This is a genomic window from Rufibacter sp. JT20002 (genome assembly GCF_056491185.1).
Window position 1 is genome coordinate 86,407 of the sequence record NZ_JBSZJY010000005.1, and the last position, 19,092, is coordinate 105,498.

Sequence of the window (19,092 nt, forward strand, 5' to 3'; positions counted from 1 at the left end):
CCTAAATAAATCGTCTTTATCCTCCTCTATAACCATGGGAAACATGACCTTGGAACAAGTTGCTTCCTTCCCTACCCAAGCCTCTGAAAAACCTTCCATTCTGTACATAGATGATGAAGAGGATAATCTGATTGTGTTTAAATCAGCGTTCAGGAGACACTATGACGTGCATACGGCAAAATCTGGGGAAGAAGGGTTGGAGATTCTGCAGTCGCTGGATGCCTGCCTAGTCATCACCGATCAACGCATGCCCCGCATGACGGGTGTCCAGTTCCTGAAAAATCTGCCGGAGGAGAAAGACATGATCCGGATGATTTTGACAGGCTACAGTGACATGGAGTCTATCATTGACGCCATCAACACCGGACAGGTGTACCGGTACATTGTCAAGCCTTGGGACAAAGAGGAACTGAAGATCACGCTGGACAACGCCATTGAGGCCTTTCAGTTACGCCGCACAAACAAACAACTCATCCATGAACTCAAAGAAGCAAATGAGGAACTGGAGCAGAAAGTGGAAGAGCGTACCCAACAGGTCAACCTGCAAAAAGAAGAAATTGAAAAGCTGCTGTTGAATATCCTGCCCCTAGAGGTCGCCAACGAACTAAAGGAAAAAGGGGCTGCCACCCCCCGCTTTTATGACAGCGCCACCGTTCTCTTCACCGATTTTATTGGGTTTACCTCCATCGCCGAGGGCCTTTCCCCAAATGAGTTGGTTTCTGAGTTAAATAACTGCTTTCTAGCCTTTGATTCCATTGTGGAGAAAAACAACCTGGAGAAAATCAAAACCATTGGGGACTCTTACATGTGCGCTGGCGGCATCCCTGTGGCAAACCACTCCCACGCTGTAGATGCTATTCTGGCGGCCATAGAAATCCAGGATTACATGACCCGCCTGAACGAAGAGCGGGTAGCCATGGGACTAGTGCGGTGGGATTTGCGCATTGGCATCCATACCGGCCCTCTGGTGGCGGGAGTGGTGGGCCGGAAAAAGTTTGCCTATGACATCTGGGGAGATACCGTGAACACAGCCAGTCGCATTGAATCTTGCGGGGAAGGAGGCAAAATCAACATATCTGAAACCACCTTTGAGGCCGTGAAAGATTGGTTTAGTTGCCTTTACCGCGGAAAGGTACCAGCCAAAAACAAGGGGCAAGTAAGTATGTACTTCGTGGAGAATCGCTTAAACAGACGGGAGTGAACGCTGGTAAACCCTTATCTTGGTTTAGACCACCCGTCGTTTTAGCTTCTTTTTCCTAAAACTAACCTTAAAACCCAAGGTCTCCGGCTGCATACTCCTTTTCCTATTCCTATGGCTCCTTTTCCATTTACGTCTATCAAAGAGCACGTAGTAACTAAACTACAGGCTGGTCTTTCTCCTCACCTCACCTACCACTGCCTGGCCCATACCTTAGACGTTCTGGCCAGGGCAGAGGTCATAGCGCGGGCTGAGAAGATTGAATCACCAAAGGAGCTTTTGCTTTTGAAAGTAGCCGTTTTGTACCATGATGCAGGTTTTGTAGAAACGTACCAAAATCATGAAAGAAAAAGTTGTGAAATTGCCTCCAGGGAGCTACCCGCCTTTGGGTTTGAGCCACAGGAAATTGAAACCATTTGCCAGCTCATCATGGCCACTAAACTACCACAGAACCCCCACTCCCAACTGGAGCAGATTATCTGCGATGCAGATCTGGATTACCTGGGCCGGGAAGATTATTCCCCTATCGCCCACGGGTTGTATCAGGAACTGCTTTCCCTGGGGCTCCTGCAGAGCCAGGAAGAGTGGATCCAGATGCAGGTAAATTTCCTGGAGAAGCACCGCTATTTCACGCAGTACTGCCAGCAGAACCGCGAGAGCCTGAAACAAGCCCACCTTCAGGAACTGAAAGCTAAAACAGGTCTACTTCAGAAGACAGATGCGTAGAGACCATGCGGGCATCCATCTGCCGCAAGCGTCTGCATAAAGTCTTCAGGATTCCTTTGAGTACTTCTGCGTTATTGAGCAATATCTCATAAAAGGGCTCTTGTGCCAGCTTCAGCAGTATGGTGTCTTCTATGGTGGTGGCACTGGCGGAGCGGGGTTCGGTGTCCAGGATGGAGAGTTCTCCCAAAAGTTCGTTTTCCTCCAACTCGGCAAAGGTGTGTTCGTGGTCATGGATGCGCACCCGGCCTTTGTAGATGATGTACATGCACTCCCCTATCTCCCCTTTGGAGAACAGGTGGGTACCCGGCGGTAGATGTATTTCTTCCAGTACTCCTGCCAACTCCACTAATTCGGGTTCGGGGGTTTCGCTAAATATTTCTGAAGCCCGTAGCGTCAGTACCTTTTCAATCAGCAGCATACAAAAGTTAATTAAAGGCAGAATAAACAAAGTCTTTGGTCTCCTGGAAAAGGGGATCATGCGGCAACTTCTCCTCATCGTTTAAAATCATTCTGGCAGAGGAGGCACCCAGTTGGGGAAGCAGGTAACAGGCCACCGACTTGGTCCATGAAGAGCACTGCAGTTGGGTACTCTGGATAACGGTGGAGACAAGCGCGACGGCGGGTACATCGTGGTTCATCTTTACATGTAAGTCATTCTCGGCACCGGCCCCCTCATTGGTAAAGTCTAGGATCCGGTCTAGTTGCAGGAAATAAAATTTAGGAATCAGGTGCTCCAAAATCTCAATGGCATTGGCCATCCGGGTTTCGTCGCGGAGCTTTAACAAACTCAAGACCCGCCCAATCTGCTGACGATCAAACCGAAGGGCGAGCCCTTTCAACAACAAGACCACATCCTGGTTTATCTCGCGGGCGAGCGTAGTGGCCAACAATTCCAGCGCGGGCTTTGTCCGGATATCACGGCAGGCAGAGGTTTTCTGCAGGCAGGCAGCAAGAGTGGTGTTCAGCCAGGTTTCCAGTAGCTTTTTGCCTTCGTTGGGCAATTCGGCCTGTTTAAGCCAAAGAGCCTCAATTATGTCACGGGTGGGGCCTTCCTCCTCGGCCAACAGATCCAGCAAGTAGTCGGTGGAGCGGTTGCCTTTTACTTTTCCGGCGGCCACCACCACGGCCCGTACAAAGGCCGTGGGCGCACGGGCATGGAGTTCCTCCACAGCGAACACCGCGTCTCCAAAATTAACCAGGGATTTCTGCATGGGGTGCCAGGCTTGTCTTGCTTTGGCTATATCCAGCATTGGAGCCACCAGCCCGTATTCCTGCACTTTGCCCAGGGTTTCAATGGCTTTTTTGTAAACCGGCTCAAAATCAGAAACCAACAACTTGCCCAGCTCCTCCTGGAACCCTGTCACACCGGCTTCAGAAAGAATATCCACGGCTACTTGTTGGTGCTGCATTGGGGCGGTATCCCTCACCAAGGTTTGCAGTTCCTGGTGCACGAACGGGTGGGCATCTGCATTTGGCCGTCGCATCAACCCCACCAAAGCGGCTTTGTACGCTTCCGGTTCCATGGCCTGCAGGGCCGTTTGATCCTGGTCGGTAACCTCAGGCACAAGGCTGTAATAGGCTTTGCACAACTCAGGCTTCAAGGGATCAGGCTTCTCCTGGGACAGCTGTTGTTGGACCAGGTGCAACACATTTTTCTTGTTTAACCGCAGGAGACTGCCCAACACAAACCGACGGACTTCATGGAAGGGACTATGGAACTGCTGTTCCAGAAGCTGGTCCAGTTGGTGGTAACCTGACCTTTCCAGCAGTTCCAGTGCAAGCAGGATTTCTTTGGGGTTGTTACTTGAGGCTTTGTTAAGAAGCAGCTGTTGCACGGGCCCGTCATGCAGGAAGAGTTCTGACCCCGTAAACCACCCTTTCCGGATGGCTTTCACCAGGGTGTGCAGGTATTCTTTCTTGACCAGAAAAACGGTGCTTACCCATATCACCAACAACACAAACAGAACCTGAGCAATAAAATGGATTCCTAAGTCTCCGCGCAGGTGGTAGCACACCAACAAGAAAGCCCCACTTGCCAACAGCGCGAAGGGAAGCATGTATCCTTTGGCTATCAAATGCCCCTTCAGCCGGATGTGGGGTTCCAGGGGCTGGAAAAGGATAAAGAAAGCAGGTTCCTGCACCGCCGATTTCAGAACCTCTGAGAGCAACACCATCACCCCAAAAATGTACAGAATGGTGTTCTCGCTTTCTCCGGGCAAAAGGAGGACACTGGTCAGAACCAATACCACCACCGGAGACAACAGCAGAGCGTTAGTTAACCCCAGCCTGCTAATTACCCGGCTACTGAACAGAAGCTTGAAGAAGATGGCCATGATCCGCCCGATGGCAAAAAACACCCCAATGAAAATGGCCAGATCGGGGCTGTTGGCAAACCGCGCCTTCACCTCGCCCAGTAACGTGTAATCAATCAGCGCAAAAACGGTGAAAGCAATCAGGGAGAAAAGGGCAATGGAAAAAATCAGCCGGTTATAGAAAAAGCGGGTAATCAGAGAAGAGCCTACCCTGTCCTGTTCAGAAGTAGAGGGCGCAGATGAATGATGAGGCGCATGGACCGGACGGTCTACCACCTGGTGCTGGAATCTACCCAGAAAATGATAAGCGCCCACAAAAGCAATCACTGAGATCCAGAGCAGGTTATTGACACCGATTAAGGGCGTGAGCACGGGCACTAGCGCGTACCCCATCAGTTTAGCCGGAATATCGCCAGAGCCCACCACGGCAAAGATGCGTTTGCTTTCCCGTACGTTGAAAATAATGGCCGCCATTCCCCAGAAGGCATAATTCACCAGCATGTACACCACCATGTTCCAGGCCGAGAGCAGAAAGGGAAGCCACCGAAAGTCTAGGAACGAGATGGCAGCCCACGTAAAAAGCAACGACCCTGCTGAGAACAGGATGATTTTCTGCAGCAGCCTGCGGGATGTTAACTGATGCTCTAATCTGGAATAGCCCCAATTTGCCAACAACAACAGAAAAGCCGCAAGAATGTACACTTCCGGGATATGCTGTACGCTAAAGGCATGCAGGAAGAGGGTTAAGGTACTGGTGAAAAGAAACGCCGTAGCAATCCCCAGAAAGAACTGCACTAAAAAAAGCTGCCGGACTATCTTGTACTCAGAGGGCTTGATGTTGAGTAATGCATAGATGTTGAAATGCATAAATGGATTCTCCTCTGCTCATGATACACGACTCTTGGGAACACAACAAAACAAGTCTATATCTGGCAGGAAAACTTCCTTCTGTCTCAGATAGTGGCGGGCATAAGAAATGGTAGTCTCTTTTAGCCTGTTTACGCAAGCTTACCCAAAATACAAAATAAATTGGGTTTATTCATACGAAAACCCATAAATGAAGCAGGCCAAGAGATTTCTTCTTTAATAATCCGGAGTTTTTTCTCTTGCCCACGGGGTACTTGCCTGCAGCTATCTGGCTTGGATAAGCAGAAGCCAGTTTGCCTTGGAGGGCTTTTGAAGGGATGTTCCTTTCCTGAGCTGGGGCAGATCACCCGCGGGATGAAGGGTTTCGGAGAGGGGATCATACCAGAGGCCGGAGTAGTTGCCTTCCGGGAGGTCCGCTGTGAATTGGAGATCAGGCCCGGATAAGGAGTAAAGCAGCAAGGTGGTGTTGGCAGGATTGGCCAGGCACCAATTTTGGGCGGGATTTTTCAGGATAGTATCCTTAGGCTTCAGGTGCATCAACTCACTTGCCAGATGCCGCTGGACAAAGGCAGAGAAGGGAACGTGCCCCTCGCCTCTAGCCGGGGAACTGCCCATCAGCACCTGCGCTCCCCCGGCCATGAGCGCCGGAATGGGGCTGATGTCATTGGCGATGGCCACCACGGCTTTGTCGGGGAACCGGTCTGTATACTCCCGCACTTGCTTGTACAGGAGTACCTGGGTGGTGGGCAAAGGATAGTCGCTAGCCTGCAGAAAGGCCTCACTCACCATTTCACGGTAAGACCGGTTGGTACCGCCGGGGGGTGCCCACAAGGAATCTCCGTTGGAAAATAGTCCCTCAGGACGGTATTGCCAGTAGCGAGTATCTATTACGTCAACCTGCCTGGCTAAATGAGAATCTGCTAAAATCGCATCGGTGATGTCTTTACTCGTAGTCAAAACCACCCGTACGTTGCGCTGGTTCTTCTTTTCCCATTCGGCAATAGTTTCCAGAAAGAAGCGCTGAAACGCCAGCGGCCCGGTGAACTGAAACCCCAGGTTGAAAATGATGTTTTGAAACGTGCCCAGTTCATCCAGCACATGGAAGATGTAAGCCCGATGAAGGTCGCAGAGGGAGGCGTTGCTTGCATCATAAAATTCATTGCCCAAATGCAGCCGAGCCCAGGGCTTTACCGGAAGCGGCTCGGGTAGGTTTATTTTCTGGAGGGCATTGATAGGCCGCCACGGATAGTCGACCCAATGGGTCACGTATTCCAGTAGGTTATGCGTGTTGTACAAACTGTAGTACAGCACCAGTCCATACTCTTGGCTCAATTGGGCAAACTCTTTCAACCGCGCAAAATACCAAGGATTGAACGTGGTCAGGTCAAATTTACTGAGGCCATCCCAAGCTTTGCCTTTTCCGCTGCGGGCCCAAGGCATCTCGTAAAACGGGGCCCACACATTTCCGTCTTCCCGAGGCTTTACGGAATGGTCGTCGCGCCGACGGTCATACCACAACCCGGGCATGGCTTGGTAAAACCGGGTGTCTTGCCGCACCAGATTTTGGGCCAGTTTTGGCAGAACTTCGGTTAATCCAGCACCTTCCTTTCCGGGCACAAAACGTGTTAAACTGAAGCCAGAATTCAATTCGCCCGCCGGATACGCCTGTCCCCGCCAGAACTGATCTCCAGCCGTTCCGCTCCAGATAACTTTGCCTTCTATCACAAACCGGCCATTCACTATCTGCAAGGGGTACGAAGCCTGTTGAACAGGTGCAACCGCAGGGCCAATATCTCTCAGGGTGAATTCCTTTAGGGAGGCCAGTGGACTTTCGTAATTATTATTTCTATTTACAGTTTTTGCCTTGGTTTGGCCTAACCGTTTGGAAAGCTGCGACTGGAACAGCGAGTAGTTTGCCTGCACCAAATGGTTCTGGTACCGAAGCGGTCCCCATGCTTCCATCTCTTTGGCTTTGCAGTTCCAGATCACGGAATTGGCGGCCGTCCAACCACCGGCCTGAGCCCGGTCTTCATCAAACGTCAGCCGTAACCCCGCTCCTTCCACCGTGACGTTCTCATACAGCACCCCGGAAGCCCAGCTTTCAAATGAACCGCTGGCTCCCAAGGCATTCATGGCTTTGCAGTTCAGGAACACGTTGGGTCCGGCGGCGCAGAAGCCCACTGCAAAATCATTAAGACCTGCCTCGGTTGTGCAGTTCTCTACCAGGACCTGCTGCCCCTCCACCAGAAAACTCATTCGGCGGTAGCCACCCACTTCAGAAATAGGCTGCTCGCTTCGGCAGTTCAGGAGACTTACCTGCCGGGCCTGTGGACCTACCCTGATGGCGGAACTCACAAAATGCCGGGCAGTCACATTCCTGACCCAACTATCCAGCGCGTGGTCTATCTGGATGCCAATCCAGGCGTGTTCCTCATCCAGGGGATTAGCTTTGTTGTACTCACTTTCAAGGGTGAATCCTTCCAGCCCCACCGAATGCACCAGGTTCTGGTACACCACCTTCTGCACGGTGCCCCCGCCGTACCGAGGCTCTAAACCCGTGGTGATGGGCGCGTCTACCGTGATTTGCGTTGCCTGTGCGTCTATTTTCGTGATTCTCCGGTGCCAGGTGAGATTGCGGGAACCGGTGGGCCACCGAAGACCGCGTACCGCCGCAAACATCCCCTCGGCTTTGTTCATGCCTAGGTCCGCAATCCAGTTGGCAGTGCTGGTGTGGGTAATCAGCACGTGATCCCCTACCTCAAACCCGGTTACGTTTTCCATAAGTAACTCGCGACTACCCGCGGGCACCTGATTTTTCACCTGCAGGGCCTTGGAAACCACTGCGGAGGTATCCAAGGCACCTACTTTAATTAAGGCCCGGCGGTTGTTGCCGGTAGCCACCAGCACTGTCTTGAACCGATTGCCCCCTCCCCTGATCACCACTCCGGCTTTGGTCATGTTCAACTGGCCGGAAATTCTATAACGGCCTTCCTTCAACTGGATCGCTCCCCGGAAGTTGTCTTCACGCAGGGGAAGTGCCCCCACATAATCAATGGCGGCCTGAAGAAGGCGGGTGTCATCTCCACCACTGGGCCGCACCTGCAAAACCGCCGGTACCTTGGGCGGAACCTTGTTGCTGGCCTGGTAGCCCGCATAGGAAAAATCAATTTTGGAAGCGATGGAGTCATGGCCAGGAGAGTTTTGGGCAACGCCTTTCAAGGCCAAAAACCAGAAAAGGAGGCTAAAACTGACGATCCTGAAATTACTCATCTTCATACTTCCTATTTAAACCCTTGTCAAGGCCGAACTTGGCACTGTAAGTCGAACTGCTTGGTGCCGGTAACTTGCCGGTAAAATTAGCATCCTAGGCAAGTCGCAAAATCGGGTGGCAGCCCTACAGTCTTTTCTGATTTGGTCCTGTTTTCCGGAAAACACCCGTGAAGCTGTTCCAGCAAGGACCACTCACAATTACTTAGGCGTTTGTTTTATGACTTTATCCGCTAAGGGCAATTTCTGGGCTCTGATTTCAGCCAGGACCAGCTGGGCCATTTTCCGGGCTCCGAACTCACTGAAATGGGTGTTGTCTTTTATCCCCTCGGGGTAATTGGGGTGCTCGCCAGGTTCCAGTTGGTTAAACAAATCCTTGGCGTGGTCTGGGCCCATCCTTTGCACCAGTTCCAGGCTTTTCCGGTCCAGATCAATCATGGGCACCTTCAGTTCCCGGGCCAATTCCCGAACGGCCTGGGAGTATTCTACGTGGGTTTCCTGAGCTTTGCCGGCGGCATCAAACACCATCCGGGTCACAGGGGTCACCAGAACCGGAGTAGCTTTTTTGGCCCGGGTCTCGGTGATGAATTTGATCAGGTTCTTGCGGTAATCGGGTACGGGCGTGTAGCGGGCAGCGTACTGGGGCTCTTTGGCCTCGTCATTGTGCCCAAACTGCATGAACACATAGTCCCCTTCTTGGAGGCTATCGGCGATGGGTTGCCACCGACCCTCTGAGAGGAACGTTCTGGTGCTCCTTCCACCTTTGGCTTTGTTCAATACTACCACCGTAGAATCAAAAAAGTACCCGAAGGGCATTCCCCACCCCTGCACCGGATATCTGTTGGGCTCATAGTGCTGCACGGTAGAATCCCCGATGAGGTACACCTTGATTTTGTTTTGGGGCTTGAAAAAGGAAAACGAGGCTAAAACGAACAAAGCGAAAAGCCCGCTCGCCTTGAAAATACCTTTTATTCTAGTTCTTATTTTCTCTCTTGCCATGGTATTATCCTTAAAAAAAGAAGGCAAAGAACAAGCCGCTGGTTATAGCTTCCTGCCCTTTGCCTTACTGGTTACCACTTAGTAATTAGGGTTCTGTTTCAAATTAGGGTTAGCCGTGATTTGCTCCGCAGGGATGGGGTAAATGCCGCGCCAGGTAGGGGTTTGGGTGGTTTTAAAGGTCCAAGTCTCATTGAAATAGCTCCCGAACCGGATCATATCGCGTCTGCGATGGCCTTCCCAGATGAATTCGCGGGCTCTTTCTTCTTCAATGTTTTTCAAGGTGAGCGTGTTGAACGGAGTAGCGCTGCTTCTGGCTCTTACCTGGTTTACCAGGGTGAGGGCATCGCCGGAGTTGCCGGTTCTGAACAGGGCCTCAGCTTTCATCAGGAGGATATCGGCGTAGCGGATCAGCACCAGGTCATTGTCAGCGTTGAACCCGGACCAAGTCACGCCCTCGGGCACATATTTCAACACCCGGAAGCCCTCATTGTCCTCGGCACTGACGTAGTCTACTATGGGTACCAGCACCAATTGCTCGCCCTTGCTATCTACCAGCGGCTGCCCGTTAGGATAAGTCTGGGGTCCGTACTGGATCAGGCTTCTTCTTTCATCATTTGCTTCATAGCGGTCCAGAGCCTCTTTGTAGGTGCTGTACCCGTTGGCTGGGGTGAACGGCAGGTTGTACCGCTGTTTGTCCAGGGCGGGCTGCGCGTACAAGATGAACTGGTTGGCGCCGGCGTTTCTGGTGGGGTTAATGGAAAACGAGGAGATAATCTCCGTGGAATTAACTTCGTTGGTGGCCTTGAAGTTGTTTACTGTGTTGGCCTCCAGGGCGTAGGCGCCGGAGTTGATCACATTGTTGCACATTGCAATGGCCTCGGCCCACTTAGGTGTGCCGGTGTAGACTTCGGCGTTCAAATAGAGCGTCGCTAGGGCCGCATACAACGCCTCTTTGGTAAGTCTGGGGTAATACGCCGCGGTCACGGTATTCACCGATGGCAGATCATTCACCGCCTGCAACATTTCTTTCTCCACAAAGGCAAAAACCTCAGCGCGGCTGTTGTTAGTGGGCAGGTTTTGCGGATCTACCCGCGCCTGGGTGAAGATGGGTACATTGCCCCAGAAATCCATGGCGTAGAAGTACCCATAGGCTCGTAACGCTCTCGCCTCCGCGATTACCCCCATAAAATTGGCTTTGTTGGGAGAGCTTTCCAGGCTTTCCAGCACCGCATTGGCCGTGCCTATTTCCTGAAAGATAAACCGCCAGGCCCGTCCGGTGGTGGCATTGTCTGGCTTCACTTGGTGTAGCATGATGTCAATGTTGCCTTGGTCAAACCAGCCCCCGCTGGCCCGGCCCGGCACAATGAACTCATCGGTGCCAAACTCGGCAATCCGGAAAGGGTCTCCAATGTCTACCACGTAGGACAACTGCTGGTACACCCCTACCACTGAGGAAAGTGCTTCCTCTTCGGTCTGGTAATACGTGTCCGGCGAAAGGCTACCGAACTGTTCCTCGTCCAGGTCTGTGCAGCCGGCCAACACCAGGGTAGAACAAACCAATACTTTTATTTTGGATATGAATCGTTTCATCTTCTTAGGATATAAGTTCATGCAACACAATTAGAAAGAGATGCTGGCGCCCAAACTCACGGTTTTCGCTCTTGGATAGGCCAGGTAGTCTATGCCTAGCGGGGCCACTCCCGTACCGGAAACTTCTGCGTTCACCTCAGGGTCTAACCCAGAATAATTGGTGATGAGAAGCAGGTTCTGACCGGTGATAAAGAGCCTGGCGTTAGACAAGGGGGTGTTCTTCACGTTGAAAGTGTAGCCCAGGGTGATGTTGTCCAGGCGGGCGAAAGAACCATCCTCAATCCAGCGGGAAGAATACTGCTTAGGCTGGGTTCTTCCTACCCCGTCGGTGAGTGCCGCCGCCAGGATGTTGCGGCCCGGCAGGTTGCTTTCATAAGCCAGGTTGTTGGCAGTGAGATTGAATACATCGTTCCCAACCGAGCCTCTCAGGTTGAAGCCCAAACTCCATGCTTTGTAGCGGAAGGAGTTGCTGAACCCGAAGGTGAAGTCGGGCTGCGCGTTGCCGATAACTTGGTTACCGGGCTCAAACTGCTCAACCCCGTTTTCCACGCCTATGAACTTGCGGCCGTAGAAAGTTCCCAGGGGCTCACCCGGCATGATCAGCTGGGCATAGATCCCGGACAGGCCTGCTCCCTGCAACGGCGCGATTTGGATGTTGTCTCCTTTGTACAGGTCATTGGAAAGGCTCAAAACCTTGTTTCGGTTGCGGCTGAAGTTGATATCGGCTTCCCAACCAAAGTTGGTTTTATCAATGATGTTGGCCCCCAGTTCCAGCTCTATCCCTTTGTTTTCTACGCTGCCCACGTTAGCTAATTGCGTGCTCACCACCGAAGGTGACGGAACGGCTATGCGCAAAAGCAAATCGGTGGTTTTCTTGCGGTAGAAGTCCAGGCTACCGTGGATTCTGTTCTGCAAGAAGCCGAAGTCCACTCCCACGTCTACCTGAGCTGTTTGTTCCCATTTCAAATCTGGGTTGGCGTATTGCTGCGGCAGCACGATGGTGATGCGTTGGCCACCTACCAGATAGCCTCTGTTACTGGCCCCTAGGGTGGTGAGCGAGTTTAGGTTCCCTATTTCCTGGTTACCGGTAACACCGTAGCTTACCCGCACTTTCAAGTCAGACAAAGGGTTTTCAGGGTAGAACTTCTCCTGGGAAATCCGCCAAGCCACGGAACCTGAGGGGAACAAACCCCATTTGTTTCCGGACCCGAATCGGCTGGACCCGTCACGCCGGATGGTACCGGTTACCAGAAAGCGCCCGCCAAAGTCATAGTTCACCCTACCGTACATAGAGATAAGGGTGTTGCTTTCCTGGAAGCTGCTGATGCCGCCCACCGTGCTGGCTGCCTGCATGCTGTACCATTTAAAGGAATCTGACAGGAACCCTGAGGCTGTGGTACGTCCGCCCTCGCCCAAAAAGTACTGATAGGAATACCCTGCAATGGCGTCAAAGGCATGCTGGCCATAGGTTTTATTGAACCGTAGCAGGGTTTCCAGCAGTTTGCTGTAGTCGGTGAGTTTTTGGGTGCTGGCGTAGCCTCCAAAGCCTTCGCCCAACGGGTTGGATTTCTGGATAAAGGAGTTCCGGTCAATTTCCTGACGGGTGTACCCTAAACTCACGTTGATGCTGAGGGGATCAATGATTTTGTAGGTGGTAGACAGGTTCCCCAGCAGGCGTTGGGCAGTTTTCTCATCCGTCACATCGGTGGAGAAGGAAACCGGGTTCACCCGGAAAGGCCCTACGTGGTAGTACGCTCCGGTGGGGTCGTACACGGGATAGGTGGGGTTGAAGACCAGGGCTTCATAGTTCATGCTGGTTCCTGCCTCACTGCCGACGGTGTTGGATACCGGCGCTGCGTTGGATCTGGTTTGCCCGTAATTTACCACCAGGTCAAACTTCAGTTTATCATCCAACGCGGCGTGGTTAATGTTGATGGATCCGTTGTACCGGCTTAGGTCTGAGCCCAGCATGATGCCTTCCTGGTTCCCGTAGCCCAAAGACACGCGGTACATGGTGTTGCTGGCGCCGCCCATAAGAGAAAGGCTATGGTCCTGGTTAGAGGCCGTGCGGTAAATCTCATCCTGCCAGTTGGTGCTGGCGCCTTTGTCATCCAGGGTGAGTTCCAGATCCCGCACCACGGCGCGGTACTCTTCTGCGGAAAGCACGTCCAACTTATTCGCCACCTTGGAGACCCCTGCCAGTACGTTGTAGGTGACCTGCGCCTTGCCGGCCTTGCCTCTTTTAGTGGTGATCACAATTACCCCGTTGGCACCCCGTGACCCGTAGATGGCCGTAGCCGACGCGTCTTTCAGCACCGTTACTGATTCAATATCGTTGGGATTCAGGGTCATCAATGGGTTGGTGGGCTCCTGGTCAAACACATCGGTACCGTTGCCCCGGATGTTGGCCTGGCTCACACCGCTGGTGGTGGAGATCGGTACTCCGTCAATCACGTACAACGGATCATTGGAACCGGTCAACGAGGTACCTCCCCTAATGCGCACCGTATTTGAAGCACCCGGTTTCCCACTGTTCTGGGAGATATTCACCCCGGCCATTTTGCCTTGGATCAACTGCTGCGGACTCAGTTGCGGACCCACGTTGAATTCTTCAGAAGAAACAGCGCTAACCGAGCCCGTTAAATCACTTTTTTTCTGGGTTCCGTATCCTACCACCACAATTTCATCCAGCGCTTTGGTGTCTGGGACCAAGGCCACGTCAATGGAAGCGCGGTTGTTTACCGCCACTTCCTGCGTGATGTATCCCATGAAGGAAAAGATGAGGGTGCCGTTGCCGTCTGGGAGCTGAATAGAATACGATCCGTCCCCGCCGGTGGGGGCTGCTACCGTCGTGCCTTTCAGGAGAATGGTTACGCCCGGAATGCCCGCTCCTTTTTCATCGGTTACTTTTCCGCGCACGGTTAGTTCGGCTCCCTGGTTTAGCCTTGTTTTGCTGATTTCGGCCCCGTTTCTGGCTCCCTGCCTATCCTCTTTCTCAACTTCATGACGGGTGGCAGGGGTAGATGCGCGCTCGCTGCCCCAACTTTGCAGTGGTAGTAAACCAAGGTGGCCTAGCACTGGCACAAGCCAGAATTTCCGGCAGACGCCCTTGAGTGCTCTTTGTAAAGGATTTCTCATAAAAGCAGGGATTAGATGTGGTGAAAAGATGAAAGGAAAGACAGTCCTAAAAACCAATGGATTCTGTACTCACACGTACCAAAAAGCTTCTCCTCTGCGGAGGCCTTGCGTTACGCTGGAATAATCACTACTCAGCCCAGAAAGTGGCTTTGTAGTCCATGAAGATCAAGTAATCGACGAGGGCTATTCTGAGAAATAGCTGGGTACACTTTGTTGTATGTCTCTGCAAGGTTGAAAGAAGAACAGGAAGGCTTCTGAAGGTTGATCCTGCTCTTTGTTGCAGCCGATTTTTAAGCTTGACTTAGGTAATCTCTGCCAGTTCCACTCCTTTTCCTATCACACGATTATTGCTTTCTAGCAATTCAGGAGAACTTGGCCTTTACTAGGGGCAGATTGTTTTTCCTTTTGGAGGAGTTAAGGTGTACAATCGATTGCATAGATAGGAATTTAATAATTTGATCACAAGCTTTTTCTATTTTTTTTAATCATTTGTATCTACAACAGCATAAAATTCTCATTTATTCATTACATTAGGCATTATGTTTATTTTTTTAGGTAAGGCAAATTTCAATATCAAATCAGAGAAGTAGCCTTCTTCCCTAATTTAATATTCCTTTTGTTTAAAACAGTGCAAACGTTTACACAAGCAAAATGGAATAACTACCTACCGGAAACTACCATGCGTCATGTTATGCCTACTCCTCCCTTATGAAAGGAACTTAAAAGCTTGTGCCGAAGAAGAAATTAAAGGAATGTTTTAGGGCCTAACTATTAAAAGGAAGCCAAAGCCGATAATACAATAGCCGAAGGCGCAACTTTCCATTTAGATGAAAATGGCGCCTACCCTTTCTGATAATTACACCAATTGAATGCCTGTATTGAATTTTCTCTGACCCAAACTTCTCATGAAAACACACCTCATAGGGCTCTTTCTATTTCTTTCTGGCGGTTCTACCATGGCCCAGATGACCTCGGGCATCACCGGTAAACAGGATACCAGTTTCTCCAACCCCGGCGCTTACCGGCATGCCAAGAAATACAACCCCGAAATCACCAACCTCAAGTTGGTAGAGGAGTTTAACCTAGCCACCGTGCAGGAGAAACGGGACATTGTCTATTGCCAGGTTGGAGACCGGAACCTGTCCTTGGACGCTTTTTACCCCAAAAAGAAAACAAACGGCAAAGCCCCGGCCATCCTGCTCATCCACGGCGGGGGCTGGCGCAGCGGGAACCGGCAACAGCACATTCCGCTGGCCCAACGCCTGGCCGATTTGGGATATGTGTGTTTCACTGCCGAATACCGCCTTTCCACCGAAGCGCTCTACCCCGCAGCCGTGCATGACCTGAAAGCCGCCGTGCGCTGGATCAGGGCCAACGGAAAACAATTCAACGTGGATACTGCCAAAGTCACTGCCCTGGGTTTCTCGGCGGGCGGACAATTGGCGGCGCTTTTGGGCGCTACGAACCAGAAACCAGCCTTTGAAGGAGAAAACTGCCTGACCAAGGTTTCCAGCCAGGTGCAGGCCGTGGTAGACCTTGACGGAACACTTTCCTTTGTGCACCCGGAATCCGGTGAAGGGAATGACGCCAAAGGCATCTCGGCCGCCACCTATTGGTTTGGGTACCCTAAAAAGGAGATGTTGGCCCTGTGGGAAGAAGCCTCGCCTTTGAACCAAGTGGGGCCCACCGCACCGCCGTTCCTGTTCATCAACAGCTCGGTGGACCGCATGCACGCCGGCCGCGACGATTTCCGCAAGATCTTGGATCAGCACAAGATCTACTCCGAGGTGCATACCTTCCCCGATTCCCCGCATACCTTCCCGCTGTTTGATCCCTGGTTTGAGCCTATGGTGGGCTATATAGATGCGTTCCTTAAGAAGGTGTACGCGCCGAAGAAGTCGTAATCTGATCATTTAAATGTTGAAAAGCATTTAGGGACTGTTTCCTGTAAAATAGTCCCTAAACGCTTTTCCTTTTTAAGAAAATTCTCACGCATTCCGTCCCCCTTTGAAGGGGGTAGGGGGATGACAAAGGCCACTGAAACACCCGATGACCTTTACTACAAAGCGGTAGCTTTAATGGGTTGAAAGCAAGGGCAACCACAAGGGATTGCCCCTACTATATTCTCAGGAATGCGTGTGATCAGCAGGTTTAATCATCCCCCTTCCCCCTTCGAAGGGGGAAGGAATACGTGGAGGGTGTAGGTGTGAGACAATCAAGGAAAATAATGGATTATTGCTGATGATTTATTTTCCGAAGCTTCATTATAAATTAAAAATTAAAAAGCGAATCGGGGCTGTTTTCTGTAAAACAGCCCCGATTCGCTTTTAAGCTTTACTCAGGATTTACAAACCGGTTTTTACTTCAGGCTCTTCATTCCCTGGAACACCAGGCGGGCTACTTCTTTGGCCCCTTTGGGTTGGAAGTGGGTGTTGTCTTTCTGCCCCTCGGGGTAGTTTTTGTAATGGCCGGCGGGCAGGTTCATGAAGTAGTTATTGGTCACAAACTCCTGGCCTTTCTGGGAGAAGGAATCAATGGAAAGCTGCTGCAAGTCAATCAAGGGCACATTCAGCTCTTTGGCAACGTCTTTCACCGCCTGCGGATACTCGCCGTGCACGTTCCCGATTTTGCCGTCTTTCCAGGGATAGTTGCGGGTCACGGGCGTGAGCAAAATGGGGATCGCGCCTTTCTCGCGGGTCTGGTTCACGTACAGGCGCAGGAACTCTTTGTAGCCCTGAATATTCACGTAGCGTTCTGGTTTGTCTACTGCCGCATCGTTGTGGCCGAACTGGATCATGACCACATCGTTTTTCTTCAGGTCTTTATAGACAGCAGCCCAGCGGCCTTCCTCAAAAAAAGTGCGCGTGCTGCGACCGCCCCGGGCTTTATCCAGCAGGATGACGCTATCGCCTTTGATGAGGTGCTTTACTTTGGCCAGGCTGTCTTTCGTCAAAAAAGGCTTGAAAACTTGTCCCCAGCCCATGACCGGATAACGCTTGTTCAGGTAATCTTCGCCATCGTAGTCAGAATAGTCGGCAACGGTAGAATCGCCTATGAGGTACACGCGCACGATGTTCTTCTTGAAAGGCGCAAACGACATAGCTGCCACGCAGCAGACCAGGAAAAGAACGGGGGATAATCTTCTCAGCATGTAGGTTCTTTTTTTAAGCTGTTTTTAAGAAAAGGGCATGAAAAAAGGCACGCTTGCACATGCCCTTTTCATAATGGATTATTGCATGGAAACGGCCGCTTTCCCCAGGTCTTTGCCTTTGGAGATTTGGGTAGCGACGCTGGTGAAGTCTTTGTTGTTCAGCTTCACGTTTTTGGTCAAGGGACCCAGGACTTTCACCGCTGGTTCATCTGTCTGGTTAAAGGTGAGTCCCTGAACGTTGATGTCTTTGCTGTTGTAGATGGTCAGGGCCGGACCTTTCTCGGTGACTACTTTCACGTTCTTCAGGGCAATTCCAGTAGCATCCACTGCGGTGATCCCTCTTCTGGCTTTCAGGTAAGCGTTCTCAATGTTCACGTTCTTGAGGTTCATCTCAGGCAGACCTTGCAAGGCCACGGCTTCATCGGCCCCCGAGACGGTGATGTTGCGCATCCAGATGTTTTTGAACGACGGGGTTTCTTCGGTCACCGGCACCAGTTTGTCCACGCGGGCTTCTGTGCCAGCTTTTTGGTCTTCCTCCAGCACCGGCGAGTTGCCGCCGTAGAACAGGTTGAAGCTGATAGCCTGAGTAGGAATGTTGATCATGTCAATGTTGGAGATCCAGATGTTCTCCACCACGCCACCACGGCCGCGGGTGCTCTTAAAGCGCAACCCGATGTCGGTGCCCATGAAGGTACAGTTAGACACGTGCACGTTTCTCACGCCGCCGCTCATCTCACTGCCCACCACAAACCCACCGTGGCCGTGGTACACCACATTGTTCTTCACAATCACATTCTCGGTAGGCACGCCTCTTCTGCGACCATCCTCGTCTTTCCCTGATTTCACGCAGATGGCGTCATCGCCTACGTCAAAGGTGTTGTTGTAGACCAGCGCGTTTTTGCAGGACTCCAGATCCAGGCCATCGCCGTTCTGCGAGTACCAAGGGTTACGCACGTTCAGGTTCCGCAGGATGATGTCCTGACACATGAGCGGGTGCAGATTCCAGGCCGGCGAGTTCTGGAAGGTGGGGCCGTCCAGCAGCACGGTTTTGCAGTTCACCAAACTCAGTAATACGGGGCGCAGGTAGTCTTTCACGGCCTCAAACTCTTCCTTGGTTTTGAAGTTGGGCACGTTGAAGTTGTCTTTGGCATCGGCTTTCTTCGACTTCTCGGTGGGGTACCAGGTTTTTCCGTCTTCGCTCAGCACGCCCGTTTTGGTGAGGGTCTTCCACTGCGCATCGGTCATCTTGCTTTTCTTCACCGGACGCCAGGCATCGCCGTTTCCGTCAAACGTACCCTCGCCGGTGATGGCCACGTTTTCCAAGTTCATGCCCGAGATAGGCGACTGACAACGGTACGTATCCAGCCCCTCGAAGCTGGTTTTGATCAACGGATAGTCATTGAAATCACGGCTGAAGATGACCATGGAACCGGCCTCGGCGTGCAGGTCAATGTTGCTTTTCAGCACAATGGGCCCGGTCAGCCACAGCCCACGTGGGATGATCACGTGCCCACCTCCTTTGGCCGCTACATCAGCAATGGCCTGCTCAAAGGCTGAGGTGTTTTTGGTGATACCATCGCCTACGGCACCGTACTTGGTGATGCTCACGCTGTAGTTGGGGAACTTGGTTTCTTTGACTTTGGGCATGTCAAACTCAATGCCCTCGTAAATGGTAGCGGCTACACTGGTGCTGGAGAAATTACGGCCGGCAGTAGTCTCGGTGGGGGCTGCGGTGGCACTGGCCGCCGGAGCGGAAGATTGACGTTGGCAGGAGAACTGAAACGCGCTCGCCAGCCCTAAGGCCAATAAAAACCTGCTCTTTGCTACATTCTTCATGATGGTAT

11 protein-coding genes are annotated in these 19,092 nt (G+C 51.9%); 3 read left to right on the forward strand and 8 right to left on the reverse strand.

Annotated elements, in window-relative coordinates; translation table 11 throughout:
• Positions 1-34 precede the first annotated feature (34 nt).
• Entirely contained in the window at positions 35-1,201 is a 1,167-nt protein-coding gene (locus ACW9SV_RS19895) for an adenylate/guanylate cyclase domain-containing protein (protein ID WP_479558525.1), read from the forward strand.
• Between the two features lie 111 nt (positions 1,202-1,312).
• Positions 1,313-1,924: an HD domain-containing protein gene (locus tag ACW9SV_RS19900; RefSeq protein ID WP_479558526.1), complete on the forward strand. Its 612-nt coding sequence runs from the start codon at positions 1,313-1,315 to the stop codon at positions 1,922-1,924.
• On the opposite strand, the gene ACW9SV_RS19905 is transcribed toward ACW9SV_RS19900, so the two are convergent.
• The 6 genes from ACW9SV_RS19905 to ACW9SV_RS19930 all read right to left on the reverse strand — a co-directional run bounded on the left by ACW9SV_RS19905 (position 1,890) and on the right by ACW9SV_RS19930 (position 14,097).
• Positions 1,890-2,342 (reverse strand): Crp/Fnr family transcriptional regulator, encoded by a 453-nt coding sequence (locus tag ACW9SV_RS19905; RefSeq protein ID WP_479558527.1) that lies wholly within the window; start codon positions 2,340-2,342, stop codon positions 1,890-1,892. The genes ACW9SV_RS19900 and ACW9SV_RS19905 overlap by 35 nt on opposite strands.
• A gap of 7 nt (positions 2,343-2,349) precedes the next feature.
• Complete coding sequence (locus tag ACW9SV_RS19910) at positions 2,350-5,103, reverse strand: NTP/NDP exchange transporter (RefSeq protein WP_479558528.1); 2,754 nt, start codon at positions 5,101-5,103, stop codon at positions 2,350-2,352.
• 264 nt (positions 5,104-5,367) lie between these two features.
• A complete protein-coding gene (locus ACW9SV_RS19915) occupies positions 5,368-7,359 on the reverse strand; it encodes a DUF6298 domain-containing protein (RefSeq protein ID WP_479558801.1) in 1,992 nt (663 codons plus the stop codon).
• A gap of 1,212 nt (positions 7,360-8,571) precedes the next feature.
• On the reverse strand, positions 8,572-9,369 hold the full coding sequence (locus ACW9SV_RS19920; protein ID WP_479558529.1) for a rhamnogalacturonan acetylesterase: 798 nt from the start codon (positions 9,367-9,369) through the stop codon (positions 8,572-8,574).
• Positions 9,370-9,447: 78 nt separating this feature from the next.
• Positions 9,448-10,959, reverse strand: coding sequence for a RagB/SusD family nutrient uptake outer membrane protein (locus tag ACW9SV_RS19925; protein ID WP_479558530.1), 1,512 nt, complete (start codon positions 10,957-10,959; stop codon positions 9,448-9,450).
• 30 nt (positions 10,960-10,989) lie between these two features.
• On the reverse strand, positions 10,990-14,097 hold the full coding sequence (locus ACW9SV_RS19930; RefSeq protein WP_479558531.1) for a SusC/RagA family TonB-linked outer membrane protein: 3,108 nt from the start codon (positions 14,095-14,097) through the stop codon (positions 10,990-10,992).
• Positions 14,098-15,002: 905 nt separating this feature from the next.
• Between ACW9SV_RS19930 and ACW9SV_RS19935 the strand changes: the two genes are divergently transcribed.
• The gene (locus tag ACW9SV_RS19935) at positions 15,003-16,001 is read left to right on the forward strand and encodes an alpha/beta hydrolase (RefSeq protein WP_479558532.1); all 999 of its coding nucleotides are present in this window, start codon (positions 15,003-15,005) and stop codon (positions 15,999-16,001) included.
• A 455-nt stretch (positions 16,002-16,456) separates the two neighbouring features.
• Here the strand turns inward: ACW9SV_RS19935 and ACW9SV_RS19940 are convergent, their stop codons facing one another.
• Together ACW9SV_RS19940 and ACW9SV_RS19945 are read right to left on the reverse strand one after the other, a co-directional pair.
• On the reverse strand, positions 16,457-17,248 hold the full coding sequence (locus ACW9SV_RS19940; RefSeq protein WP_479558533.1) for a rhamnogalacturonan acetylesterase: 792 nt from the start codon (positions 17,246-17,248) through the stop codon (positions 16,457-16,459).
• Positions 17,249-17,326: 78 nt separating this feature from the next.
• Complete coding sequence (locus ACW9SV_RS19945; RefSeq protein ID WP_479558534.1) at positions 17,327-19,084, reverse strand: glycoside hydrolase family 28 protein; 1,758 nt, start codon at positions 19,082-19,084, stop codon at positions 17,327-17,329.
• Positions 19,085-19,092: the final 8 nt, after the last annotated feature.

What these genes read in the sequence shown, in the direction of transcription:
- ACW9SV_RS19905 (WP_479558527.1), bottom strand. Translation starts at nt 2,342, where the DNA reads ATGCTGCTGATTGAAAAGGTACTGACGCTACGGGCTTCAGAAATATTT.
- ACW9SV_RS19930 (WP_479558531.1), bottom strand. Translation starts at nt 14,097, where the DNA reads ATGAGAAATCCTTTACAAAGAGCACTCAAGGGCGTCTGCCGGAAATTC.
- ACW9SV_RS19920 (WP_479558529.1), bottom strand. Translation starts at nt 9,369, where the DNA reads ATGGCAAGAGAGAAAATAAGAACTAGAATAAAAGGTATTTTCAAGGCG.
- ACW9SV_RS19925 (WP_479558530.1), bottom strand. Translation starts at nt 10,959, where the DNA reads ATGAAACGATTCATATCCAAAATAAAAGTATTGGTTTGTTCTACCCTG.
- ACW9SV_RS19935 (WP_479558532.1), top strand. Translation starts at nt 15,003, where the DNA reads ATGAAAACACACCTCATAGGGCTCTTTCTATTTCTTTCTGGCGGTTCT.
- ACW9SV_RS19900 (WP_479558526.1), top strand. Translation starts at nt 1,313, where the DNA reads ATGGCTCCTTTTCCATTTACGTCTATCAAAGAGCACGTAGTAACTAAA.
- ACW9SV_RS19945 (WP_479558534.1), bottom strand. Translation starts at nt 19,084, where the DNA reads ATGAAGAATGTAGCAAAGAGCAGGTTTTTATTGGCCTTAGGGCTGGCG.
- ACW9SV_RS19915 (WP_479558801.1), bottom strand. Translation starts at nt 7,359, where the DNA reads ATGAGTTTTCTGGTGGAGGGGCAGCAGGTCCTGGTAGAGAACTGCACA.
- ACW9SV_RS19940 (WP_479558533.1), bottom strand. Translation starts at nt 17,248, where the DNA reads ATGCTGAGAAGATTATCCCCCGTTCTTTTCCTGGTCTGCTGCGTGGCA.
- ACW9SV_RS19910 (WP_479558528.1), bottom strand. Translation starts at nt 5,103, where the DNA reads ATGCATTTCAACATCTATGCATTACTCAACATCAAGCCCTCTGAGTAC.
- ACW9SV_RS19895 (WP_479558525.1), top strand. Translation starts at nt 35, where the DNA reads ATGGGAAACATGACCTTGGAACAAGTTGCTTCCTTCCCTACCCAAGCC.